At 64.4% G+C, this 22448-nt stretch carries 22 protein-coding genes, 1 tRNA gene and 1 pseudogene; 13 read left to right on the top strand and 11 right to left on the bottom strand.

What is annotated here, in order from left to right; genetic code table 11:
- Positions 1 to 13 precede the first annotated feature (13 nt).
- The 6 genes from pstC to phoR all read left to right on the top strand — a co-directional run bounded on the left by pstC (position 14) and on the right by phoR (position 5606).
- Positions 14 to 988 carry a phosphate ABC transporter permease PstC gene (gene pstC / locus FUT88_RS07745; protein ID WP_027681164.1) on the top strand — a complete coding sequence of 325 codons (975 nt, stop codon included), beginning with the start codon at positions 14 to 16 and terminating at the stop codon, positions 986 to 988.
- 38 nt (positions 989 to 1026) lie between these two features.
- Positions 1027 to 1911, top strand: a complete 885-nt coding sequence (gene pstA / locus FUT88_RS07750) for a phosphate ABC transporter permease PstA (RefSeq protein ID WP_027681165.1) — start codon at positions 1027 to 1029, stop codon at positions 1909 to 1911.
- The gene (gene pstB / locus FUT88_RS07755; protein WP_004634243.1) at positions 1908 to 2699 is read left to right on the top strand and encodes a phosphate ABC transporter ATP-binding protein PstB; all 792 of its coding nucleotides are present in this window, start codon (positions 1908 to 1910) and stop codon (positions 2697 to 2699) included. Before pstA ends, pstB begins: the two co-directional genes overlap by 4 nt.
- A 40-nt stretch (positions 2700 to 2739) precedes the next feature.
- Complete coding sequence (phoU, locus tag FUT88_RS07760; RefSeq protein WP_147214488.1) at positions 2740 to 3453, top strand: phosphate signaling complex protein PhoU; 714 nt, start codon at positions 2740 to 2742, stop codon at positions 3451 to 3453.
- A gap of 24 nt (positions 3454 to 3477) precedes the next feature.
- Positions 3478 to 4191: a phosphate regulon transcriptional regulator PhoB gene (gene phoB, locus FUT88_RS07765; protein ID WP_004634238.1), complete on the top strand. Its 714-nt coding sequence runs from the start codon at positions 3478 to 3480 to the stop codon at positions 4189 to 4191.
- Positions 4192 to 4277: 86 nt separating this feature from the next.
- A complete protein-coding gene (gene phoR, locus FUT88_RS07770) occupies positions 4278 to 5606 on the top strand; it encodes a phosphate regulon sensor histidine kinase PhoR (RefSeq protein WP_147214489.1) in 1329 nt (442 codons plus the stop codon).
- Positions 5607 to 5687: 81 nt separating this feature from the next.
- On the opposite strand, the gene ppk1 is transcribed toward phoR, so the two are convergent.
- Positions 5688 to 7859 (bottom strand): polyphosphate kinase 1, encoded by a 2172-nt coding sequence (gene ppk1, locus FUT88_RS07775; RefSeq protein ID WP_147214490.1) that lies wholly within the window; start codon positions 7857 to 7859, stop codon positions 5688 to 5690.
- 171 nt (positions 7860 to 8030) lie between these two features.
- Between ppk1 and ppx the strand changes: the two genes are divergently transcribed.
- Positions 8031 to 9569 (top strand): exopolyphosphatase, encoded by a 1539-nt coding sequence (gene ppx, locus FUT88_RS07780; RefSeq protein ID WP_147214491.1) that lies wholly within the window; start codon positions 8031 to 8033, stop codon positions 9567 to 9569.
- A 79-nt stretch (positions 9570 to 9648) separates the two neighbouring features.
- Here ppx and FUT88_RS07785 read toward each other — a convergent pair whose 3' ends face one another.
- The 5 genes from FUT88_RS07785 to FUT88_RS07805 form a co-directional block, all read right to left on the bottom strand.
- Positions 9649 to 10482 carry a GNAT family N-acetyltransferase gene (locus FUT88_RS07785; protein WP_027681170.1) on the bottom strand — a complete coding sequence of 278 codons (834 nt, stop codon included), beginning with the start codon at positions 10480 to 10482 and terminating at the stop codon, positions 9649 to 9651.
- 128 nt (positions 10483 to 10610) lie between these two features.
- On the bottom strand, positions 10611 to 11084 hold the full coding sequence (gene sixA / locus FUT88_RS07790; RefSeq protein ID WP_147214492.1) for a phosphohistidine phosphatase SixA: 474 nt from the start codon (positions 11082 to 11084) through the stop codon (positions 10611 to 10613).
- A gap of 125 nt (positions 11085 to 11209) precedes the next feature.
- Positions 11210 to 11286 (bottom strand) — tRNA-Pro (locus tag FUT88_RS07795).
- 35 nt (positions 11287 to 11321) lie between these two features.
- Positions 11322 to 12143: a sulfite exporter TauE/SafE family protein gene (locus FUT88_RS07800; RefSeq protein ID WP_147214493.1), complete on the bottom strand. Its 822-nt coding sequence runs from the start codon at positions 12141 to 12143 to the stop codon at positions 11322 to 11324.
- 2 nt (positions 12144 to 12145) lie between these two features.
- Positions 12146 to 12511, bottom strand: coding sequence for an ArsR/SmtB family transcription factor (locus FUT88_RS07805; RefSeq protein WP_147214494.1), 366 nt, complete (start codon positions 12509 to 12511; stop codon positions 12146 to 12148).
- Positions 12512 to 12611: 100 nt separating this feature from the next.
- On the opposite strand from FUT88_RS07805, the pseudogene FUT88_RS07810 reads away from it, so the two are divergent.
- A pseudogene (locus tag FUT88_RS07810) lies at positions 12612 to 13471 on the top strand (MBL fold metallo-hydrolase).
- Positions 13472 to 13474: 3 nt separating this feature from the next.
- Here FUT88_RS07810 and FUT88_RS07815 read toward each other — a convergent pair.
- A complete protein-coding gene (locus FUT88_RS07815; protein WP_147214495.1) occupies positions 13475 to 14371 on the bottom strand; it encodes a LysR family transcriptional regulator ArgP in 897 nt (298 codons plus the stop codon).
- A 74-nt stretch (positions 14372 to 14445) separates the two neighbouring features.
- Between FUT88_RS07815 and FUT88_RS07820 the strand changes: the two genes are divergently transcribed.
- The gene (locus FUT88_RS07820; RefSeq protein ID WP_147214496.1) at positions 14446 to 15087 is read left to right on the top strand and encodes a LysE/ArgO family amino acid transporter; all 642 of its coding nucleotides are present in this window, start codon (positions 14446 to 14448) and stop codon (positions 15085 to 15087) included.
- A gap of 37 nt (positions 15088 to 15124) precedes the next feature.
- Here the strand turns inward: FUT88_RS07820 and FUT88_RS07825 are convergent, their stop codons facing one another.
- Positions 15125 to 15355 (bottom strand): hypothetical protein, encoded by a 231-nt coding sequence (locus FUT88_RS07825; RefSeq protein ID WP_147214497.1) that lies wholly within the window; start codon positions 15353 to 15355, stop codon positions 15125 to 15127.
- 300 nt (positions 15356 to 15655) lie between these two features.
- Between FUT88_RS07825 and FUT88_RS07830 the strand changes: the two genes are divergently transcribed.
- Positions 15656 to 16006 (top strand): avidin/streptavidin family protein, encoded by a 351-nt coding sequence (locus FUT88_RS07830; RefSeq protein WP_147214498.1) that lies wholly within the window; start codon positions 15656 to 15658, stop codon positions 16004 to 16006.
- Between the two features lie 9 nt (positions 16007 to 16015).
- On the opposite strand, the gene FUT88_RS07835 is transcribed toward FUT88_RS07830, so the two are convergent.
- Positions 16016 to 16474, bottom strand: coding sequence for a MerR family transcriptional regulator (locus tag FUT88_RS07835; RefSeq protein WP_147214499.1), 459 nt, complete (start codon positions 16472 to 16474; stop codon positions 16016 to 16018).
- 88 nt (positions 16475 to 16562) lie between these two features.
- Between FUT88_RS07835 and FUT88_RS07840 the strand changes: the two genes are divergently transcribed.
- Together FUT88_RS07840 and FUT88_RS07845 are read left to right on the top strand one after the other, a co-directional pair.
- On the top strand, positions 16563 to 17798 hold the full coding sequence (locus FUT88_RS07840) for an NADH:flavin oxidoreductase/NADH oxidase family protein (protein WP_147214500.1): 1236 nt from the start codon (positions 16563 to 16565) through the stop codon (positions 17796 to 17798).
- Positions 17799 to 17888: 90 nt separating this feature from the next.
- Entirely contained in the window at positions 17889 to 18722 is an 834-nt protein-coding gene (locus tag FUT88_RS07845; RefSeq protein ID WP_147214501.1) for an aldo/keto reductase, read from the top strand.
- 21 nt (positions 18723 to 18743) lie between these two features.
- Here FUT88_RS07845 and FUT88_RS07850 read toward each other — a convergent pair whose 3' ends face one another.
- Complete coding sequence (locus tag FUT88_RS07850) at positions 18744 to 19163, bottom strand: hypothetical protein (RefSeq protein WP_147214502.1); 420 nt, start codon at positions 19161 to 19163, stop codon at positions 18744 to 18746.
- Between the two features lie 8 nt (positions 19164 to 19171).
- On the opposite strand from FUT88_RS07850, the gene FUT88_RS07855 reads away from it, so the two are divergent.
- Positions 19172 to 19594 (top strand): hypothetical protein, encoded by a 423-nt coding sequence (locus FUT88_RS07855; protein WP_147214503.1) that lies wholly within the window; start codon positions 19172 to 19174, stop codon positions 19592 to 19594.
- A gap of 82 nt (positions 19595 to 19676) precedes the next feature.
- On the opposite strand, the gene mdeB is transcribed toward FUT88_RS07855, so the two are convergent.
- Complete coding sequence (mdeB, locus tag FUT88_RS07860) at positions 19677 to 22376, bottom strand: alpha-ketoglutarate dehydrogenase (RefSeq protein ID WP_147214504.1); 2700 nt, start codon at positions 22374 to 22376, stop codon at positions 19677 to 19679.
- Positions 22377 to 22448: the final 72 nt, after the last annotated feature.

Here is a 22448-nt window from a genome sequence, read left to right on the forward strand (position 1 = left end):
ACCGGTTTCCCTCATGGCCACGCTCTCTGATTCCTCCGGCGCTTCCCGTATGCGCGCACCCAGCCGCCTTGGCGATCTGGTGTTTGGCGGCCTGACCCGCCTTGCCGCAATCGTGACGCTGTTGCTCCTGGGCGGCATCATCATTTCGCTCATCATCAGTTCCTGGCCCACGATCCAGAAATTCGGCCTGTCGTTCCTGTGGAATTCGGAGTGGGATCCGCCCTCCGACATTTATGGCGCGCTGGTGCCCGTCTACGGCACCCTGGTCACGTCGCTGATCGCGCTCATCATTGCCGTGCCTGTGAGCTTCGGCATTGCCCTGTTCTTGACCGAGCTGTCGCCGGCCTGGCTGCGCCGACCGCTCGGTACCGCCATCGAGCTGCTCGCTGCAGTGCCGTCCATCGTCTACGGCATGTGGGGCCTGCTCGTGTTTGCGCCGATCTTCGGCGAGTACTTTCAAAAGCCGCTGGCCGCGACCGTCGGCAAGATTCCCGTCATCGGGGCGCTGTTCCAGGGCGCGCCGATCGGTATCGGCCTGCTGTGCGCGGGCGTGATCCTGGCGATCATGATCATTCCGTACATCTCGGCGGTGATGCGCGACGTGTTCGAAATCACGCCGACGCTGCTCAAGGAATCCGCCTACGGCGTGGGCTGCACGACGTGGGAAGTCATGTGGAACGTGGTCCTGCCGTACACCAAGGCGGGGGTAATCGGTGGCGTGATGCTGGGCCTGGGCCGCGCGCTGGGCGAGACCATGGCCGTGACGTTCGTGATCGGCAACACGAACCTGCTGTCCGATGCGTCGCTGTTCTCGCCGGGCAACAGCATCACCTCGGCGCTGGCCAATGAATTTGCGGAAGCGGGCCAAGGCCTGCACACCGCGGCGCTCATGGAGCTGGGCTTGATCCTGTTCGTCATCACGTTCATCGTGCTGGCGGCGTCCAAGTTGCTGCTTCTGCGCCTGCAGAAGAGCGAGGGTCAAAAGTGAACCAACGCGATCTGCCTGACGCTATGAGACCCAATACCATGCGTACGTCTTCCATTCCTGCGGTCCGCGCCGACTCTGAAAAGATCAAGGCACGCCTGCAGGCCCGCCGCCGCAATGTCAATGGGATTGCGCTGGCACTGTCGCTCGCCGCCATGGCTTTCGGCCTGGTGTGGCTGGCGTGGATCCTGTGGACCACGCTTTCGCTGGGCGTGGGCGGCCTGTCGATGTCGCTCTTCACGGAGATGACGCCGCCGCCCAACACGCCGGGAGGCGGTCTCGCCAACGCCATCGCAGGGTCGTTCCTGCTGGTCGGCATGGCCACGCTGATCGGCACGCCGCTGGGCATCCTGGCCGGCATCTATCTGGCCGAGTACGGCAAGACGTCGATGCTGGCGAGCGCTACCCGTTTCATCAACGACATCCTGCTGTCGGCCCCGTCGATCGTGATTGGCCTGTTCGTGTACGCCGTCGTGGTGGCACGCGTGCAGCACTTCTCGGGTATTGCGGGTGTGCTTGCACTCGCGCTGCTGCAGATTCCGATCGTGGTGCGCACCACCGAGAACATGCTGAACCTGGTGCCCAACGCGATGCGTGAAGCCGCCATGGCGCTCGGCACGCCCAAGTGGAAGATGATCCTGTCGATCACGCTCAAGGCGTCGTATGCCGGCGTGATTACCGGTGTGCTGCTGGCCGTGGCCCGCATTGCAGGCGAAACCGCGCCGCTGCTCTTCACCGCCCTGAACAACCAGTTCTGGAGCCTGGATCTGAATCAGCCGGTGGCCACGCTGCCGACCGTCATCTTCAAGTTTGCGATGAGCCCGTTCCCCGAGTGGCAGCAATTGGCTTGGGCCGGGGTGTTCCTGATTACGCTGGGTGTGCTGGGGCTGAACGTCCTCGCGCGTGCCTTGTTCACCAAGAAATGACCATGACTGCTACGTCCCTCGAAGTGCGCACGCAAAGCCCGAAGATCGATGTTCGCGACCTGAACTTCTACTACGGCAAGTTCCACGCGCTGAAGAACATCTCGCTGCAGATTCCCGAGAAGCAGGTGACGGCGTTCATCGGCCCGTCGGGCTGCGGCAAGTCTACGCTGCTGCGTACGTTCAACAAGATGTACGCGCTGTATCCGGAGCAGCGTGCCGAAGGCCAGATCAACATGGACGGCGAGAACCTGCTGACCTCGCGCATGGACATCGCGCTGCTCCGTGCCAAGGTCGGCATGGTGTTCCAGAAGCCGACGCCGTTCCCGATGTCGATCTACGACAACATTGCCTTTGGCGTGAAGCTGTTCGAGCGCCTGTCGCGCTCTGAGATGGACGATCGCGTGGAATGGGCGCTGACCAAGGCCGCGCTGTGGAACGAAGTGAAGGACAAGCTCAACCAGTCCGGCTACGGCCTGTCGGGCGGCCAGCAGCAGCGTCTGTGCATCGCGCGCGGCATTGCCATCCGCCCCGAAGTGCTGCTGCTGGACGAGCCGTGTTCGGCGCTGGACCCGATCTCCACCGGCAAGATCGAAGAGCTGATCGCTGAACTGAAGGACGACTACACGGTTGTCATCGTCACGCATAACATGCAGCAGGCGGCGCGCTGCTCCGACTACACGGCGTACATGTACCTGGGCGAGCTGATCGAGTTCGGCGATACCGAAAAGATCTTCATCAAGCCCCAGCGCAAAGAAACGGAAGACTACATTACCGGCCGCTTCGGCTGACCTGCAACAACGCTGAAGCTGAAGCGACAAGGAGAAATCGATGTCTGAGAAACATCTGTCATCGCAGTTTGATACCGACCTGACCTCCATCAGCACCAAGGTGCTGCAGATGGGCGGCTTGGTGGAAGCACAGATTGCCCGCGCGATGCGCGCGCTGGCCAACTTCGACACCGCGATGTGCGATCAGGTGCTCGCAGTGGAGCAGGAGATCAATGCGCTCGAAATCGAGATCGACGGCGACTGCAACAACATCATTGCGCGCCGCCAGCCGACCGCCCGCGACTTGCGTCTGGTCATGGCCATCTCGAAGACGATCACCAATCTGGAGCGCGCCGGCGACGAGGCCGCGAAGATTGCGAAGCGCACCAAGCGCCTCATGCAAGACCCGTCGGCTCACGCGCTGAACTACGCCGGTGTCGAACGCTCGGGCGAGATGGCTGCGACCATCCTGCGCCACGCGCTGGATGCTTTCGCGCGCCTGGACACCGCCGCCGCCGTGTCGATCCTGCAGGAAGACAAGGCCATCGATGAGGAATTCCGCGGCTTCATGCGCGAGCTCATCACCTACATGATGGAGAACCCGCGCACGATTTCGGTGGCGCTGGATCTGCTGTTCATTGCCAAGGCGATCGAACGTATCGGCGACCATGCCAAGAACATCGCCGAGTTTATTATCTACATCGTCAAGGGAACCGACGTCCGGCATGCCGGGCGCGAAGCACTGGAGCGCGAGATCCAGGGCCAGGGCGAATAAGCAGGCAGGATTGGAGACGTGAGTATGCCGAGCAGTATTCTGGTGGTGGAAGATGAACCGGCGATCGCTGAGCTGATCGCCGTCAACCTGCAGCACGCAGGGCACTACCCGATCCGCGCGTACAACGCCGAGCAGGCGCTGTCGCTGATGAGCGATGTGTTGCCCGACCTTGTCCTGCTCGATTGGATGCTGCCGGGCAAGTCGGGCGTGATGTTCGCCAAGGAGCTGCGCGCCAACGAGCGCACGCGGCAAATCCCGATCATCATGCTGACGGCCCGCAGCGAAGAGCAGGACAAGATCATGGGTCTGGACAGCGGTGCGGACGATTACGTCACCAAGCCGTTCTCGCCCAAGGAATTGCTGGCGCGGATCAAGGCCGTGCTGCGCCGCCGCGCGCCGCAGCTGACCGACGACGTGGTGGCCATCAACGGCCTGAAGCTGGACCCGGCCACGCACCGTGTGACGGCCACGAACGTTGAGGCAGAAAATCCGATCAAGCTGGATCTGGGCCCGACGGAGTTCCGCCTGCTGCATTTCCTGATGACGCATCCGGAGCGCGTGCACAGCCGCTCGCAACTGCTCGATCAGGTGTGGGGCGACCACGTGTTCGTGGAAGAGCGCACGGTGGACGTGCACATCAAGCGCCTGCGCGCAGCGCTCGCTCCCGGCGGCTACAGCAACATGATCGAAACCGTGCGCGGCAGCGGCTACCGCCTGGCCCGCAATCCGGGGCAATAACGCATCCGTCAGACAGACGCGCGCGCGAGGCTTTTTTCAATCGCGCGTTCACACGCCCGTCGCGGTCCAGCGCTTAGAATGCCTTCATGAACGTCTTCTGGACCCGCTTTGCCGTCTTTGCCGTCCTCATGGGCATCGTCACGGCATGCCTGTACCTCTTCGTCGCTCCTGTCGTTGCGCTGGGCGTGCTCAGCGCAATGCTGCTTGCGATGCTGCTTTATTACATCTACCAGATCCAGCGCCTGTGGCGCGTGCTGGATTCGCCGGCCTATGGCGAGATCCCCAGCGCGCTCGGCCTGTGGGGCGAGGTCTATTACCGCCTGCATCGGCTGATGAAAGGCTGGCGCACCCAGGTGCTGCAGGTCGAGCAACAGCACAGCCGTTTCATCCAGGCCATTCAGGCATCGCCCAACGGCGTGCTGATGCTTGACGGTGAAGACCAGATCGAATGGTGCAACGCGGTAGCTGAAGAGCACTTCGGCCTGTCCGCCAAGCGTGACCTGCGCCAACGCATTACCCACCTGATCCGCCGACCGGAGTTCGTGCGCTACCTGGCGCGCGGCGAGTTCGAGGAGCCGCTCACCATGCATGACGTGGGCCCGCACAAGCAAAGCATCGTTTCCGCCCAGATCTTGCCGTATGGCGAAGACCGCAAGCTGCTGGTGTCGCAGGACATCACCAAGCTGGAGAACACCGAAGCGATGCGCCGCGATTTCGTGGCCAACGTCTCGCACGAGCTGAAGACGCCGCTGACGGTGCTCTCGGGCTTTCTCGAGACGGTGCGCGACCTTCCGTTGCCCGAAGAAGACAAGCGGCGTTACCTGGACATGATGCATACGCAGGCCATGCGCATGCAGCACCTGGTGGAAGACTTGCTGGCGCTCGCCACGCTGGAAGGCAACTCCGAACCGCCATCGCTGGCGCCGGTGCCGATGCAGCGCATGATGCTGCAGCTCCAGCACGACATCGAAGCGCTGTCTGCGGGCCGGCACACGGTCAGCATGACGTGCGACCCGGCCGTGAGCGTGTGCGGCGCCGAGCTAGAACTGCTTTCCGCGTTCAGCAACCTCGCGTCCAACGCGGTGCGCTACACGCCGGATGGCGGCAGTATCCGCCTCGATTGGGGCGTGCGCGACGGCCACGCGGTGTACTCCGTTACCGACACGGGGATCGGCATTGCACCCGAGCATATTCCGCGTTTGACCGAGCGTTTCTATCGCGTGGACCGCAGCCGTTCACGCGACACCGGCGGCACCGGGCTGGGCCTGGCCATTGTGAAGCACGTGCTGTCGCGTCACGGCGGAGAGCTGCAGGTGACCAGCGAGCATGGCAAGGGGAGCACGTTCCGCGCCGTGTTTCCGCCGGAGCGCACGGTCGTGCGCAGCGCCACCGTGACCGACGAGCGCGTTGCCTGACTCGAACTTCTTCCCGCCACTGAGCCAATGAAAAACGCACGCTGTTGAGCGTGCGTTTTCGTTTGCCTCCCGGTTGGTGGATCAGCCTGCCGATATCTCCACCGGGGCGCGCACCGTGGGTTCCGCCGCCGTTGCCGCCGCTACTGCGGCAGCCGTCTCGGCCGCTGCAGCAGCTTGCGGCGAGAAGTGGTTCAGCAGTTCCAGCTGGCTTACGCGCACGTGCTTGCCGCGCGTCTGGCGCTGTACGTAGCGGCCGTCCTGCTGCATGACCCATGCCGATGCGTTGTCGCGCAGATGCACCTGCAGGCTTTCCCTGATGACGCGCGCCTTGAGCTTGCGATCGAGCACGGGAAAGGCCACTTCCACACGGCGGAACAAGTTGCGATCCATCCAGTCGGCGCTGGAGAGATAGACGACTTCCTCGCCGCCGGCATGGAAGTAGTAGACGCGGTGATGCTCCAGGAAGCGCCCGACGATGGAGCGCACGCTGATGTTCTCCGACAGCCCCGGCACGCCCGGCTTGAGCGCGCACACCCCGCGCACGATTAAATCGACCTTCACACCCGCACGCGACGCCTTGTACAGCTCGTCGATGATGGCCGGCTCCAGCAGCGCGTTCATCTTGCCAATGATGCGCGCACGTTTGCCCGCACGAGCGGCACGCGCCTCGGCTCGGATGTGCTCGATCAGGTTGTCGTGCATCGTAAACGGCGAGTGCCACAGATGATGCAGCTTGACCTGCGCGCCCGTGCCCGTCAGCAGCTGGAACACGTGATGCACGTCTTCGCAGATCTGCTCGTTGGCCGTCATCAGGCCGAAGTCGGTGTAGAGGCGGGCGGTCTTGGGGTGGTAGTTGCCCGTGCCGAGGTGTGCGTAGCGGCGCAGCTTGACGGTCTTGCCCTTGCCGGACACCTCGCGGCGCACCACCAGCAGCATCTTCGCGTGGCACTTGTGGCCGACCACGCCATACACGACATGTGCGCCGGCCGATTCCAACTGGTCCGCCCAGTTGATGTTCGTCTCTTCGTCAAACCGCGCGAGCAGTTCGACGACGACGGTCACTTCCTTGCCGTTGTGCGCCGCCTTGATGAGCGCTTCCATCACCGTGGATTCGTTGCCCGTACGGTAGACGGTCTGCTTGATGGCGACCACATCGGGGTCGCGCGCAGCCTGCTGTAGCAGCTCCAGCACGGGCGTGAAGCTTTCGTACGGATGGTGCAGCAGGATGTCGCCCTGGCGAATGGCGTCGAACACGTTCGAGCTGTTGGCGATCTGCTTGACGGTGGCCGGCACGTGCGGTGGGTACTTCAGCACCGGCTTGTCGACCATATCGGGCACCTGCAGCAGGCGCACGAGATTCACCGGGCCCTTGACGCGATAGCAGTCCGTTTCCGTCAGGCCGAACTCCTGCAACAGACGTACTGCCAATGCCGGCGATGTGTCGTGCGCGATTTCCAGGCGCACTGCATCGCCGAAGTGCCGCGTCGACAGTTCGCCCTGCAGCGCTTCGCGCAAGTCCGTGATTTCATCTTCCGACACGAACAGGTCGGAGTTGCGCGTCACGCGGAACTGGTAGCAGCCATGTACGTCGATCTGCGGGAACAGCTCATGCACAAAGCCTTGCATGAACGACGACAGCAGCACGAACCCATACGGGTAGCCCGACAGCTCCGGCGGCATCTGCACAAGCCGGGGCAGGGCGCGCGGCGCCTGCACGATCGCCAGTTCAGCCTCACGGCCGAAGGCATCCTTGCCCGACAGCTCGATGATGAAGTTCAGGCTCTTGTTCAGCACGCGCGGGAAGGGGTGAGCCGGGTCCAGCGCCATCGGCGTCAGGATGGGCACCAGTTCCCGTTGGAAGAAGCTGCGGCACCAGGCGCGCTGGGCTTCGTTCCAGTTGGTGGTCATGTGGAAGAAGACGCCTTCCTTCTCCAGCAGGGGCAGGATCTCGTCCTGCAACATGGCATACTGTTGCGCGACCAGTTGCCGCACCCGCTCCGAAACCACGCCAAATGCCTGCTGCACCGACAAGCCGTCGGGCGTGACCGACGAAGGGTTGTCGCGCATCTGCTCCTTCAATCCGGCAATGCGGATCTCAAAGAACTCATCGAGATTGCTCGACACGATGCAGATGAATTTCAGCCGCTCCATCAGCGGGACACCCGGATCAGCGGCTTGGGCGAGCACACGGGCGTTGAATTCCAGGATGCCCAGTTCGCGATTGAGCAGATCGCCCGCGGGCAATGTCGACATGTTGCGTTCAGACGGATGACGATCCGGCCACTTTTTCATAGTTCAGTGTCAAATTTGTGACACATCGGATTTGTCACGTTCGGGACACAATAAAGACATATTTTGTTGCGCATTGTTTCGATCGACAATACTCCGCGCCCCCCTGATTTTGCTCCTCTCCCGTTTTCATTCATGAGTCCCACCCCCCGTCTGCTGGCTGCTGTCGACATGGGCTCCAACAGCTTCCGGCTGATGATCGGCCGCGTTGACGAAACCCTCGGTGCCAACGGTGCCAGCAGTACCCAGATCTTCCAGGTCGATGCATTGCGCGAACCGGTGCGTTTGGCCGCCGGGCTTACGCAAGATAAATACCTGGATCAGCCCGCACGCCGGCGCGGCGTCGATGCATTGCGCCGCTTTGGCGACCGCTTGCGTGATTTCCCGCCCGAGCATGTCCGCGCCGTGGCCACCAACACCTTGCGCGTGGCCAAGAATGCGCAGGAATTCCTGATCGAGGCGGAAGCCGCGCTGGGGTTTCCCATCGAAGTGATTGCGGGCCGCGAAGAGGCACGGCTGATCTATCTCGGTGCATCGCATGACGCACCGGCGTGCCAGGGCAATCGGCTTGTCGTCGACATCGGCGGCGGCTCTACGGAGTTCATCATCGGCAACGGCTACAAGCCCAAGCTGATGGAGTCGCTGTACATCGGCTGCGTTTCGCACAGCCGGCATTTCTTTCCAAACGGCAACGTTGACGAATACGCGATGAAGCAGGCCGAGCTTGCCGCGCGTCGCGAGATCCAGGTGCTCGTGCAGCAGTACCGCACGGCTGGCTGGAATCAGGCCGTCGGGTCATCGGGTACGGCACGTGCGCTGGCCGAGCTGATCGAGCTGAACGGCTTCAATGACAAGAGCAACGAACACGGCATCACCCGCGAAGGGCTGGAGCGCCTGAAGCGCGCCCTCGTCAAGTCGGAGAACACCAACCGTCTGAAGCTCAACGGACTGAAGGCGGACCGGATTCCGGTGCTGCCGGGCGGCCTGTCGATCATGCTCGGCGTGTTTGCCGAACTTGATGTCGACCGAATGGACGTGACCGATGGCGCCTTGCGCCTGGGCGTGCTGTATGACCTGCTTGGCCGTACGCATCACGAAGACATGCGCACGGTGACGATCGAACAGTTCATGCGCCGTTACAACGTCGACCGCGCGCAGGCGAGCCGCGTCCGCGATGCGGCGACGGCGCTGCTGTCGCAGTTTCCCGATCCGCCCGATGAGCGCCGCGAAGACAATCTCGCGTTGCTGGGTTGGGCCGCCAACCTGCACGAGATCGGCATGAGCATCTCGCACAGCGGATATCACAAGCACTCGGCGTACATCGCCAGCCATGCCGATATGCCGGGCTTTTCAAAGACCGATCAGGCGCGCCTCGCGACGCTGCTGCTGGGCCATGCCGGCAAGCTGGGCAAGCTCTCTGGCGGCGGCAAGTTTCTCGATTGGCGGATGCTGTTCAGCCTGCGTCTGGCATTTGTGCTGTGCCGCCGGCGGGGAGCCATCCAGCTGCCGGCCTTGCGCGTGCGCCACAGCGAAGGGGAACTCAACGAAGGCGGTTTCGAAGTCGAGCTGCCGAAGAGCTGGATCGAGCAGAACCCGCTGGTCGAATACAGCCTGATGAAGGAAGCCGACGAGTGGCAGCGCATCGGCCGCCGCTACAAGGTGGTGTACGTGTAAAGCGTCTCGCCGCATCCAAAGCAAAACGGCCCGGAGCGACCCGGGCGTTTTCTTTTGCGGCGAGCTGTTCGGCGTGATATCAGCCGCGCAGGAAGTGGCGTGCGTAGCGCGGGTTGATGTCCGACAGACGCAGCAGCGTGAGGAAGTCGGCGACGTTGAAGTCAGGGTCCCATGCCGGTGCGCCGCAGATACGGGCGCCCAGGCGCAGATAACCCTTCACGAGCGCAGGCGGCTCGACTTCCAGATCCTGGTTCAGTTCATCCACCGGCAGCGCTACGCGCGGGAATGCGTGGTATTCGATCGGCGCGAGGGAGCCATCGTCAACGAAGCTGCGATACAGGCTTGCAGCAAAGTGACCGCCGTCGCCCATCGACACGCTTGCGCAGCCCAGCATCGATTCGAAGCCGTGGCGCTGCATGTATTCGCCCAGACCGGCCCACAGCGCCATGATGACGCTGCCCGAACGGTAGTCGCGGTGCACGCACGAGCGGCCGAGTTCCACCATCTTCGGGCGCAGGTGCGCCAGGCGCACGAGGTCGAATTCGGATTCGGAGTACAGGCAACCGATCTGCTTGGCGGCGTCCGGACGCAGCACGCGATAGGTGCCGACCACGCGCAGCGTCTTCTGGTCGCGCACGATCAGGTGGTCGCACACGGCGTCGAACATGTCGACGTCGAGTTCGGTGTGGGCCGAGGGCAGGCGGGCGCCCATTTCTTCGGCAAACACCTTGTAGCGCAGGCGCTGTGCTTCCGTTACTTCATCCTGATGGCGCGCCCACGAAACGGCCAGAACAGGCTTGTCACGCGCCGGAACAGCTTCGGGTGAGCGAGGAAGGCCCCTCCGAGCGTTGCCCAGATTCAGGCTCGGCAGTGCGTCGATCAACGGCTGGGTGGGCGTGGGCAGGTCTCGCATTCGTGCATCCCCAAGGGTGGATTTCGGGGCGATTCTAGAGACGCTGCATGACAGATCCGCGACAAAAGCGTGTCAATCGTGACCATTGCGTGAATTTTGCGTGGCGATCTTGTGACCAGGGTGATGTGTCACACGAGATCCGGATTCACCACCGCCCGCAGCACCGTCTGCGCTTCGTCTTCGCGCATGCGGCGGCAGAGCCACCACACACCGGCTTTCTTCACGCTCCAGTCCAACTCCGTGCCCGCGATGAGCAGGCTGGCGAGGCGGCCGAGCCAAGGCTGATGGCCAACGAGCAGCAGGTTCGTATTCGACGGCCAGTCCAGTGCATCGAGGATCGCGCCGACATCCGCCCCGGGCGCAAGTGCGGTCAGCGTCTGGAAATGCTGGGTGAGGGCGCGGGCGGTCTGCTGCGTGCGCACGGCCGGGCTGGCGAGTACGAGTGTGTCGTCCGGTAGGCGAGGGCGCAGCCAATCGGCCATCTTCTCGGCCTGCTTGTGGCCACGCTTGGTGAGCTCTCGCTGGAGATCGGTGCTGCGCTGAATGCGCAGCGATGCGGCCACGTCTTCGGCTTCAGCGTGGCGCCACAGGATAAGGTTCATGGGGAAGGTTGGCGGCATTGCGTGATGCGGATGCTGTCTTTATAGCATCGTCGGATGACGCCACGCGCTCCAAACAAAAACGGCCTACGTGGTCAACGTAAGCCGTTCTGTTTGCTGCTTAATTCTGGTCGGGGCGGCAGGATTTGAACCCGCGGTCTTCCGGTCCCAAACCGGACGCGTTACCAGACTACGCTACGCCCCGAAGACCGCGATTGTACCGCTTTCGCAACACGCCGGTCAAATCAGAGTTCGGGCGATCATCCCAAGCGCCACGACGCCCGCAAACGCGGCAAAGCCTTGCTGCAGCGCCGGCCCTGCCAAATGCTGCGCAAAGCGCCGGCCCACCAGCATGCCGGTCAACGCGCCGGCCGCAAACGGCAGCGCGATATGCCAATCAACATGCCCGCCGATGGCCGAGGCGACCACGCCGCCCGTGGATACCAGCGCAATGACCGCCAACGAGGTGGCGACGATGGTTTGCATCGGCAGATCGGTCGCGCGGCGCAATGCGGGCACGATGACAAAGCCGCCGCCCACGCCCAGCAACCCCGACAGGAAGCCTGCGCCCACGCCGGACGCCGCCAATGCGCGCGCGCACGGCAACGTCCACACAAGTTTGGCAGTGGTGGTGTCGAGGTGACAGGGCGGTGCGGTTCGCCTGGGCTGCGGGTCAGTGGATGGCGCTGCGCGCGCCTGCCGGAACATGCGCAGCGCCACGTAGGCGAGCACCACGGCAAACAGCAGCGTGAGCGGTGTGTTCGGCACGCGGTGCGCAACCCAGATGCCGAACGGCGAGATCACCACGCCGCACAGCGCCATCAACCCGGCAGCCTTGTAGCGCACCTTGCCTTCCCGCAAGCCGAGCATCGCGCCCAGCCCCGCGGATAGCCCCACTGCCAGCAGCGCAATCGGCGCGGCTTCCGGCACCGACAGATGCAATCCAAAAATCAGCAGCGGTACCGCGACAATGGCGCCACCCGCGCCCGTGAGCGCGAGGATCAGCCCCACCACCGAGCCCAATCCCGCGCTGATGATCCACCCCGCTTCGATGGGCGACATGGTCAGTGTCCCGCCATCTTTTTCAAGACCTTGCCGCAGTACAGCTCCGAGAGCGTCTGCATGATCTGGATGACCTCGAAGCTGGCGAGCCGGTAGTAGATGTATTTGCCTTCGCGGCGCGTGGTGACGAGGCCCTCGTCGCGCAGCACGCCCAGCTGCTGCGAGAGGCTGGGTTGGTGCAGACCGACCAGCGCTTCGAGCTCGCCGACATTGCGCTCGCCCTGCGTCAGTTGGCAAAGCAGCAGCAGGCGGTCTTCGTGGGCCATGGCCTTGAGCACGGCACACGCCTGCGACGCCGAAGCGCGCAGCATGGAAATGGCCGCCTCAGGCAGCGGCACAGCGTCGGGAGTGGCAGCGGAATGGCTCATCGGGGCGTGGTGCGGAGTTCTATTCGCGTCGTTCGGCTATTGGCAGACAGAATGTCAGGCGATATTCTATAAAAATATAGATTGTTCGGGAAAGCCCGCCATGCACGCCCAGATCGAATCCTTCTTCGACCCCGATACCTGCACCATGACGTACGTGGTGCACGCCGGCCCCGGCACGCCGTGTGCCGTGATCGACTCGGTACTCGACTACGACCCGAAATCGGGCCGCACGACGACGCGATCGGCCGACCGCGTTGCGGCATTCATCGAGGCGCAGGACTTGCGCATCGAATGGTTGCTGGAGACGCACGCGCACGCCGATCACCTCTCGGCCGCGCCGTATCTGCGTGGGCGTTTCGGCGGGCGCATCGCCATTGGCGAGCGCATTCGCGTCGTGCAGGGCGTGTTCAAGCCGATCTTCAATCTCGAACCCGCGTTCCTGCTCGATGGCTCGCAGTTCGACCACCTGTTCGCGCCGGACGAGGTGTTCCATATCGGCCAACTGGAAGCCAAGGCGCTGGCTGTGCCGGGCCACACGCCGGCAGACATGGCGTATCAGGTGGGCGATGCGGTGTTTGTGGGCGACACGCTGTTCATGCCCGATGTGGGCACGCGCGGTGTGACTTTCCGGGTGGGAATGCCGGCACGCTGTACCAGTCGATTCGCCGTCTGCTGGATTTGCCGCCGGAGACGCGCCTCTACATGTGCCACGACTATCCGCCCGCTGGCCGCGAAGCCGTGTGCCAAACCACAGTGGCCGAGCAGCGTCGCGCCAACATCCACGTGCGCGACGGTGTGACCGAGGCCGAGTTCGTCGAGATGCGCACGAAGCGCGATGCCACGCTCAGCATGCCCACGCTGATGCTGCCGGCCATCCAGGTGAACATTCGCGCGGGCATGTTGCCCCCGGCGGAGCCGAACGGCGTGCAGTACCTCAAGATTCCGTTGAACGCGCTGTAACGCTCAAGGTGCAAGTAGCGCGGCCCGCGCCGCCGTCAGCACCTCGCGGCTGAGTTCGTCGAGCAGCGCGGAGGCCGCCCGCGCGTGCTGCCAATACAGCGGAACGTCCAACGGCGTATCCGGCACCAGCTCGACCAGCGAACCGTCTTCAAGATGCTGCGCAATCAGCGCATGCGGATGCAGCCCCCAGCCCATGCCCGCCACGGCCGCAGTCACAAACGCCTGTGACGAGGGCAGCAGATGGCGCGGCAATTCCACATGCCGATGGCACAGGCGCCGCGCCCACGTGGCCTGCAACGCATCCTTGGTGTTGAACACGAGGCAGGGCGCCTTCGCCAGTTCACCTGCACCGACACCGTCCGCGAAATATTGTTGAACGAAAGCAGGGCTGGCCGCAGCCAGATAACGCATGGCGCCAAGAGGACGGCTGTTGCAGCCCGTGGCCGGCCGCGCGGTGGCGGTAACGGCTGCCAGCACGGCACCGCTGCGCAGCCACTCGCTGGTGTGATCCTGGTCGTCCACGGCGACCTCCATCAACACCGGGTGGGCCGCAGCGAATGTGGCGATGGCCGGCGCGAGCCACGTCGCCAGGCTGTCGGCATTCACGGCAATGGGCAGCGCAACGCGCGCGACGCCTTCCGGCGCCAGCGTTGGCAGCGCGCCTTGCAGTTCCTGTTCGAGCAGCCGCACGCGATCGACGTGCTGGCAAAGCCGCCGGCCGGTTTCGGTCGGGCGGCACGGCTGGTCGCGCACGACCAGCGCGCAGCCCACGCGTTCTTCCAGTAGCCGGATGCGCTGCGAAATGGCCGACGGCGTGACGTGCAGGGCGCGGGCTGCCCGCTCGAAGCTGCCTTCTCGGATGACGGCGGCCAACGCTGCCAGGGCGGAATAATCCAGCACGTAAATTAGAGAAACTGAATTGAATGAAGAAAAGATAGTTTGTCTTCATTCAATCGGGCCGGCAAGCTGCGCGCATGACGACCTCGATTGCAACTTCCTCTTCCGTCTTCCTGCAGGGCTTGGCCCTGAGCTTCGGCCTGATCGTGGCCATCGGCGCGCAGAACGCGTTCGTGCTGCGTCAGGGCCTGCGCCGTGAGCATGTGGGCAGCGTCGTGCTGTTCTGTGCGATGGCCGATGCGGTGCTGATCCTGGTGGGCGTGCTGGGTATGGCGCAGGCGTTGGGCGAACGACCCAGCGTCGCGCGATTTCTGGCCTTGGCGGGCGCCGCGTTCCTGTTGCTGTATGGCGTGCAGGCGCTGCGGCGGGCGCGGCATTCCAACCAGTTACGGGCGTCCGCAGGCGGAGACGGTCTCAGCCGGCGCGCGGCGCTGGCGCAGGCGGCGGCCTTTACGCTGCTCAATCCGCACGTCTATCTGGATACGGTGCTGCTCGTGGGCAGCATTGGCGCGCAGCAAGCCTCGGCATTGCGGGGCTGGTTTGTGGCGGGCGCAGGGTCGGCCAGCCTCTTCTGGTTTGTGTCGCTGGGCTTTGGCGCGCGCTGGCTCGCACCATGGTTTGCCCGGCCGAAGGCGTGGCAGGTGTTGGATGGGTTGATTGGCGTGACGATGCTGGTGCTGTCTGCCTTGCTGCTGCGTCACGCCCTGGGCGGTTTTTGATTCGGTTCCGTGCCCGCTTCGTGCCGGCTCGTGCCCGTTATGCCACCGCCGCCAGCATCCCCTTGCGGCGCGCCCGCAGCACGCCCAACGACTTCAACAACGCATGCCCCTGCAGCGTGACGCGCGGCTCGCTCACGCCGGGGCTTGGGCGTTCCAGCGTGATGAGCTGGAGCGCCAGCAGCGTTTCCATATCGAGCGTATCCAGATCCCGTGGGTGCGAGTCGCCGCAGAGCAGAACCAGCGTCGCAATTTCGTGTGGGCTCAGCATCGTTGTCTCCAGCGTGTTTTGTAAGGGACGGTGCTTGTTTCGTCGCGCGGATGGCCTTTGTACAAAGCCGTGCGTAAGCGTTACTGCATGGCCTGCACCGGGGGCGCGAACGGTCGCTCTGCGATGTGCTGTCAGGCGATCTGAAGTGCGTTTCCTTTGGTCTCGATGCCGGCGTTTGCGACATCGCGCGCGGGGGAGGACGCAATTGCCATTCCCGACTCAGCACTGCGGTGCTGGCAGAGCGGTATGTGTCCTGCTGGCCGACATACGTTCAGCACGAGAAAGATGCGAGGAGGCGAAATGGCAACCTGGACGGGCAGTTGGCGGAACCAGTACGGCTCCGTCGTGACATTGAAAGAAGAGGGCGAGCGGCTGTCCGGCACATTCCGCACGGCGCTGCACGACAGCGGCTTCTTTGGGCGGGATTACGACGTGGTCGGAACCTGCCACGGCGATTGCATCGCATTCGCCTTTGCCGGTGCGACGCCCAAGGGCGACATGGTGTGCGCGTTCACCGGCGTGCTGCGTGCAGGCAAGTTGGAGACGGTGTGGCACGTCGTGTCGGACCAAGCCGCAGATGGCGAGGGCAAGCGCGCGTGGCCGCACTCGGTCATGACCAACGCCGACACGTTCGAGCGTGTCTCGGAATAGGCTGCGGCGTCAGCCGCGCTTTCTTGTGGCGCGCACCTGCGGTTCGGCGGCAGGTTGTTCCAGCGGCCGGAGGTTCATCTTGTCGAACACGCGGCGGGCGCGGTCGGCGCAGTCTTCGCCGTCGGGCTCGTGGTCCACTTCGCGGATGAGCGCAAGCAGGTCGCGCTTGTTTTGCGCCAGGCGCTGTTCAAGCACATCGATTTCCGCGACCTTGCTGCGCAGCGCTTGCAGCAGGTCCTCGCGTGGCCACGCGCCTTGGTGTCCGGGCAAGAGCGCGCGAATCTCTTCCAGCGAGAACCCCGCGCTTTGCGCGCGCAGGATGATCTGCAGCCGCGTCACCGATTCCGGCGCGTACTCCCGATAGCCATTGGATTGGCGCTCCGCCGGCTGCAACAGGCCGCTGGCTTCATAAAACCGGATGCGGGAGGCGGCCACGCCGCTCAGGCGGGCCAGTTCACCAATCTTCATGTGCGTGCTCCGCAGGCTTGACATTCAAGTTGACTTTAAGCTTAGGGTTCAGGTGTCGTCAAATGTCAAATCCCTCGCGGATGCCACCATGAAGCTCTTCACGCCCCTCGTTCTGCCCAACGGCGCGGTGATTCCAAACCGCCTGGCCAAAGCCGCCATGGAAGAAAACATGGCCGATGCCGATCACGCGCCTTCCGACGCGTTGCTGCGTCTGTATGAGGCCTGGGCCGCAGGCGGTGCCGGCCTGATCCTGACCGGCAATGTGATGGTCGACCACCGCGCCATGACCGGCCCCAACGGCGTCGTGCTGGAAGACGGCGCGCATCTCGAGCGCTTTCGCCGCTGGGCCCAGGCGGCGCGCGCGCATGGTGCGCATGCGTGGGTGCAGATCAACCATCCGGGGCGCCAGATGCCGGCATCGCTCGGGCAGCCGACGGTGGCGCCTTCGGCAGTTCCGCTGGCGCTGGGCGCGCTGTCCAAGCAGTTTCCGGTGCCGCGCGAGATGACCGAGGCGGATATCCGCGAGGTCCAGCAGCGCTTCACGCGTAGCGCGCAACTGGCCGAGCAGAGCGGCTTTACCGGCGTGCAGATCCACGCCGCGCATGGCTATCTGCTGAGCCAGTTTCTGTCGCCCATTTCCAACCGTCGGCAGGACCAGTGGGGCGGCCCGATCGAGAATCGCGCGCGCCTGCTGCTCGATATCGTGCGCAGCGTGCGCGCCGCCGTGTCGCCGGAGTTTGTGGTGGCGGTCAAGCTGAACTCGGCCGATTTCCAGCGCGGCGGCTTCAGTCCGGACGATGCGAAGCAGGTCGTCGAGCTGCTCAATCCGCTGGGCGTCGACCTCGTTGAACTCTCCGGCGGCAGCTACGAAGTGCCGGCCATGCAAGGGCAGGCGCGCGATGGCCGCACACTCGCCCGCGAAGCGTATTTCCTGGAATTCGCCCGCGACATTGCCGGCATTGCCCGCATGCCGCTGATGGTCACGGGCGGCATCCGGCGCCGGGCCGTGGCGGAGCAGGTGGTCGACAGCGGTGTCGATATGGTCGGCATTGCGACGGCGTTGTCCATCGATCCGAACCTGCCGCGCGACTGGGCGGGCGGCAAGAACAGCGCGCCGGTGCTGCAGCCCATCACGTGGAAGAGCAAGGCGCTGGGCGCACTCGCCAACATGGCTGTCGTCAAGTTTCAGCTCGGCCGGTTGAGCAAGGGGCGCACGACGGCCCCTGGCGTGTCGCCCCTGCGGGCGCTGATCGAGCAGCAGCTGGCCGCGGCCTGCCAGTCGCGGCGCTATCGCCGGTGGGCGGCGCAACGTCAGGCGCGCTAGCCGTATTTTCTGAGCGGACGGGCGCGCCCTTACCGGCGCGCCGCGTCTCTTGTAGATTCATGTTTTGCCTGACCGATCGGAAAGCACGACATGAAACACGTCACTCTGCCCAACGGCGAACGCGTCCCTGCACTCGGCATGGGCACCTGGAACATGGGCGACAACCGCGCCACCCGTGCCGAAGAAATCGCCACGCTGCGCCTGGGCCTCGACCTGGGTTTGCGCCTGATCGACACGGCCGAGATGTACGGCGAAGGCCTCTCCGAATCATTGATTGGCGAGGCCATTGACGGACGGCGCGATGAGGTCTTTCTCGTCAGCAAGGTCTATCCGCACAACGCCAACCGGCGCGGTATCGCCGCGGCGTGCGAGCGCAGCCTGCGCCGCCTCGGCACCGACCGGCTCGATTTGTACCTGCTGCACTGGCGTGGCGATGTGCCGTTCGAAGACACCTTGGAAGGCCTGCAGGCCCTGCAGCGCGACGGCAAGATCCGCCAGTACGGCGTGAGCAATCTTGACCTGTCCGATATGGAGGAGTGGTGGGACGCGCCCGGCGGCGATCAGACCGCCGTCAACCAGCTGCTCTACAACCTCAGCCGGCGCGGCATCGAATGGGATGTGTTGCCCTGGCTGCGCGAGCGCCGTGTGCCGGTGATGGCCTATTCGCCCATTGAGCAGGCGCGGCTCGTTCGGCATCCGAAGCTGGTGCGCTTTGCGCAGGAGTCCGGCATGACGCCGGCACAGGTGGCGCTCGCGTGGCTGTTGGCGAATGACGACATCATCGCGATTCCCAAGACCGGCCACCGTGACCGCTTGCGCGAGAACATCGGGGCGCTGTCGCACACGCTCACGGCTGAGCAGCTTGCGACGCTGGACAGCATCTTCCCGCCGCCCAAGGGGCCGCGCGCGCTCGAGATGCTCTGAGCGGCCAAGCGCGCTAAGCGCTCAGCGCGACTTCGCCAGGTAGCGCGCGTGGTCGACGTAACCGATCAGATAGACGCGGGCCTTCTCGCGGGTGTCTTTGGTGACGCGGTCGGCGGCCTTGCGCGCGCCGGACGAAGACATCGACGCGCTGAGATGGTCGCGGAAACCGTCGTGCATGGTGCGCAGGTCGCCTTCGCAGGCGTCGAGCGCGGCGGCGACCACGGACTTCGTCTGCGTGGTGCCCGGCACGCCGCTATCGGCTTGGCGCTGCACGCACGCCATGTAGTTGGCGCGCAGCACCTGCCAGCCGTTGTCTGCGCTGGCGTCAGTGGCGGCCGCGGCGGCGGTGGTCGAATCAACGGGCTGCTGTTGAGGGTGCGATGCGCACGCACCGAGCAAGGCTAGCAGGACAAGAGACGAGCAAGTCAGGGCTTTTTCCATGGCATGGAATGTACTGCAGGGCCTCGCTGCTTGCGCTACGCGAAGTCGACCGGGATGCACGCCGTAACATTTGGAAACGAAAAAGGGCGCTGACGAAACGCCCCTGGCTCAACCCGCCGCACGACCGATTTCAGAAGACCCTGCCTGGGCGTATTTCGCTGCGCCGATGCATCGGCCGCAGCCACCGCCGCGATTCGGCGCACCACGCGCCGACAGCAAAGCGCGACGCGCGAGGCAAAAAGCTCGGGCTGTCGAGCAAAAAGCCTCGTGGGTCGAGCTCTGAGCCTCAACCGTCGAGCAAAAAGCTCGGCACGCCGAGCAAAAAGCTCGACACACGGAGCAAAAAGCTCGGCACGCGGAGTAAAAAGCTCGGCGCGCGGAGTAAAAAGCTCGACACGCCGAGCAAAAAGCTCGGCGCGCCAAGCAATTAGCTCCACACGTCGAGAAAAAAGCCTCAAACGTCGAGCTTCGATCTCGGTGAGCCGAGCTCAATGCTTCGCGAGTGCAGATTGTTCAGCGCATCCACGGCGCGTCGGCCATGGTCGCGTGTTTGCCGTAGCGTGCAGCCGCCTCACGCACCACGGCGTGATCCAGTTCACCGTCGTCGGCGAGCGCCTTCAGTGCGGCGATGACGATGGACGCGCGGTCCACTTCGAAGAACGCGCGCAGCGCCCTGCGGGAATCGCTGCGGCCGAAGCCGTCGGTGCCGAGCGTGACGTAGCGGCGCGGCACATGTGCACGGATCAGCTCCGGCACGGCGCGCACATAGTCGGTGGCCGCGACGACGGGGCCGCGTGATGCGCGCAAGACGGTCTCTACGTACGAAGGCGCGGCTTCTTCGCCCAGGCGGGCGACGCGCTCCGCAGCGATGGCCTCGCGGTGCAGCTCGGAAAAGCTCGTGACGCTCCAGGTGGCCGCGTCGATGTTCCAGTCGTCCTGGAGCATCTGCGCGGCGGCCATGACTTCGCCCAGGATGGCGCCGGAGCCGAGCAACTGCACGCGCGCGGTCGGCAGACGTTGCGGCGTCAGCGGATACATCCCTTTGAGAATGCCCTCGCGCACGTCACGATCCGGCATCGACGGCTGCGCGTAGTTCTCGTTCGTCACCGTGAGGTAGTAGAACGTGTCCTCCTGGCGCTCCAGCATTGCGCGCATGCCTTCGTCGAGGATGACGGCCACCTCGTAGGCAAAGGCCGGGTCCCACGCGCGGCAGTTCGGCACGGTGGATGCGGCAAGATGGCTCGCGCCGTCCTGATGCTGCAGGCCTTCTCCGCCGAGCGTTGTCTTGCCCGCCGTGGCACCGATCAGGAAGCCGCGCGCGCGCTGGTCTGCCGCTGCCCAGATGAGATCGCCGATGCGCTGGAAGCCGAACATCGAGTAGTAGATGTAGAACGGCAGCATCGGCAGATCGTGCGTGCTGTAGGCGGTGGCGGCGGCAATCCACGACGAGATGGCGCCGGCCTCCGAGATGCCTTCCTCGAGGATCTGCCCGCCCGTGTCTTCGCGGTAATACAGCATCGAACCCAGATCTTCCGGTTCGTATTGCTGGCCCAGCGGCGAATAGATGCCGACCTGGCGGAACATGCTCGCCATGCCGAAGGTGCGCGCCTCGTCCGCCACCACCGGCACCATGCGCGGGCCCAGCGTGTCGTCTTTCAGGAGGTTGCCGAACATGCGCACGATCGCCATCGTGGTCGACATCTCGCGGCCTTCGGCTTGCAGTGCGAATTGTCCCCAGGATGGCAACGCAGGCACGGTCAGCGCCTGCGTTGCCGCCTTCCGCCGTCTGGGCAGATAGCCTCCGAGGGCAGCCCGGCGCGCATGCAGGTATTGCATCTCCGGGCTGTTTGGCGCTGGCTTGTAAAACTTCAATTGCTCGACGTCGGTGTCCGACAGCGGCAGGCCGAAGCGATCGCGAAACGCCTTGAGCTGATCGACATCGAGCTTCTTCTGCTGGTGCGTCGTCATCCGACCTTGCCCAACGCTGCCCATGCCAAAGCCTTTCATCGTCTTGGCGAGGATCACGGTGGGCTGGCCCTTGTGCTGCAGCGCGCGGGCGTAGGCGGAGTGGAGCTTGCGCACGTCGTGGCCGCCGCGGCGCAGGCGGTCGATGTCTTCGTTGGTGAAATGCGAGACGAGCGCGGCAAGCTCGGGGTTCTGGCCGAAGAAGCGCTCCCGGTTGTAGGCGCCGTCGTTGGCGGAGAAAGTCTGGAACTGGCCGTCGACGGTCTGCGCGAATGCCCGCAGCAAGGCCCCCGAATGGTCGCGGGCGAAGAGGGCATCCCAGTCCGAGCCCCACAGTACCTTGATGACGTTCCAGCCCGCACCGGTGAACTGCGCTTCGAGTTCGTCGACGATGCGGCCGTTGCCGCGCACGGGGCCGTCGAGCCGCTGGAGGTTGCAGTTGATGACGAACACGATGTTGTCGAGCCGCTCGCGCGCCGCCAGCGACAGCGCTCCGATCGATTCCGGCTCGTCCATTTCGCCGTCGCCAAAGAAGCCCCACACCTTGCGTTCTGCGGTCTGCAGCAACCCGCGGTTGTGCAGGTAGCGCATGAAGCGCGCCTGGTAGATCGCATTGATCGGCCCGATGCCCATCGACCCGGTCGGGAACTGCCAGAACTCGGGCATCAACCACGGATGCGGATACGAGCACAGCCCCGGACCGGTGATTTCGCGCCGATAGTGTTCGAGCTGCGTTTCACTCAGGAAGCCTTCGAGATACGCACGTGCGTAGACGCCAGGCGATGCGTGCGGTTGGAAGTAGACGAGATCGCCGCCGTGCGCCGCGTTGTCTGCTCGGAAGAAATGATTGAAGCCGACTTCGAACAGATCGGCGGCCGATGCGTAGCTGGCGATGTGCCCGCCCAGCTCGCCGTAGGCCTGGTTGGCGCGCACGACCATGGCGAGCGCGTTCCAGCGCAGCGCGGCGGCCAGTCGCTCTTCGGTATCGACATCACCGGGATACGGCGGCTGCGCCTCAACGGGGATCGTGTTGGCGTAGGGCGTAATGCGGGCAAGGGCGGTGCCGACGCCGAGCTTTGCGGCGCGCTCCGCCAAGCGGTCGAACAGGAACTGCGCGCGCGCGGTGCCGGCATGCTGGACGACGGCCTCCAGCGCGTCGAGCCATTCGGCGGTTTCCCCTGGGTCGCTGTCTTCGATGCGGTGCGCGAGGGAGCGCATCGACGCGGCGCCTGTCGATAAATCCGTCATGACGGGTCCTGCCTGAAGGAAGGATGGGAAGGCGGGCCGTGATCATGCGATGCACGCCCGCGCCCGGATGCG

This window comes from Ralstonia sp. TCR112, from assembly GCF_007997035.1.
In the GTDB taxonomy this organism is placed as follows: Bacteria; Pseudomonadota; Gammaproteobacteria; order Burkholderiales; family Burkholderiaceae; genus Ralstonia; species Ralstonia edaphi.

Excerpts from the sequence above, each read along its gene's own strand:
- pstB (WP_004634243.1), top strand. The coding sequence starts at position 1,908 with ATGACCATGACTGCTACGTCCCTCGAAGTGCGCACGCAAAGCCCGAAG.
- sixA (WP_147214492.1), bottom strand. The coding sequence starts at position 11,084 with ATGAACCTTATCCTGTGGCGCCACGCTGAAGCCGAAGACGTGGCCGCA.
- phoR (WP_147214489.1), top strand. The coding sequence starts at position 4,278 with ATGAACGTCTTCTGGACCCGCTTTGCCGTCTTTGCCGTCCTCATGGGC.
- pstC (WP_027681164.1), top strand. The coding sequence starts at position 14 with ATGGCCACGCTCTCTGATTCCTCCGGCGCTTCCCGTATGCGCGCACCC.
- FUT88_RS07850 (WP_147214502.1), bottom strand. The coding sequence starts at position 19,163 with ATGGAAAAAGCCCTGACTTGCTCGTCTCTTGTCCTGCTAGCCTTGCTC.
- FUT88_RS07835 (WP_147214499.1), bottom strand. The coding sequence starts at position 16,474 with ATGAAGATTGGTGAACTGGCCCGCCTGAGCGGCGTGGCCGCCTCCCGC.
- phoU (WP_147214488.1), top strand. The coding sequence starts at position 2,740 with ATGTCTGAGAAACATCTGTCATCGCAGTTTGATACCGACCTGACCTCC.
- pstA (WP_027681165.1), top strand. The coding sequence starts at position 1,027 with ATGCGTACGTCTTCCATTCCTGCGGTCCGCGCCGACTCTGAAAAGATC.
- ppx (WP_147214491.1), top strand. The coding sequence starts at position 8,031 with ATGAGTCCCACCCCCCGTCTGCTGGCTGCTGTCGACATGGGCTCCAAC.
- mdeB (WP_147214504.1), bottom strand. The coding sequence starts at position 22,376 with ATGACGGATTTATCGACAGGCGCCGCGTCGATGCGCTCCCTCGCGCAC.
- FUT88_RS07825 (WP_147214497.1), bottom strand. The coding sequence starts at position 15,355 with ATGCTGAGCCCACACGAAATTGCGACGCTGGTTCTGCTCTGCGGCGAC.
- ppk1 (WP_147214490.1), bottom strand. The coding sequence starts at position 7,859 with ATGTCGACATTGCCCGCGGGCGATCTGCTCAATCGCGAACTGGGCATC.
- FUT88_RS07855 (WP_147214503.1), top strand. The coding sequence starts at position 19,172 with ATGTACTGCAGGGCCTCGCTGCTTGCGCTACGCGAAGTCGACCGGGAT.
- FUT88_RS07820 (WP_147214496.1), top strand. The coding sequence starts at position 14,446 with ATGACGACCTCGATTGCAACTTCCTCTTCCGTCTTCCTGCAGGGCTTG.
- FUT88_RS07785 (WP_027681170.1), bottom strand. The coding sequence starts at position 10,482 with ATGCGAGACCTGCCCACGCCCACCCAGCCGTTGATCGACGCACTGCCG.
- FUT88_RS07800 (WP_147214493.1), bottom strand. The coding sequence starts at position 12,143 with ATGTCGCCCATCGAAGCGGGGTGGATCATCAGCGCGGGATTGGGCTCG.
- FUT88_RS07845 (WP_147214501.1), top strand. The coding sequence starts at position 17,889 with ATGAAACACGTCACTCTGCCCAACGGCGAACGCGTCCCTGCACTCGGC.
- FUT88_RS07805 (WP_147214494.1), bottom strand. The coding sequence starts at position 12,511 with ATGAGCCATTCCGCTGCCACTCCCGACGCTGTGCCGCTGCCTGAGGCG.
- FUT88_RS07840 (WP_147214500.1), top strand. The coding sequence starts at position 16,563 with ATGAAGCTCTTCACGCCCCTCGTTCTGCCCAACGGCGCGGTGATTCCA.
- phoB (WP_004634238.1), top strand. The coding sequence starts at position 3,478 with ATGCCGAGCAGTATTCTGGTGGTGGAAGATGAACCGGCGATCGCTGAG.
- FUT88_RS07830 (WP_147214498.1), top strand. The coding sequence starts at position 15,656 with ATGGCAACCTGGACGGGCAGTTGGCGGAACCAGTACGGCTCCGTCGTG.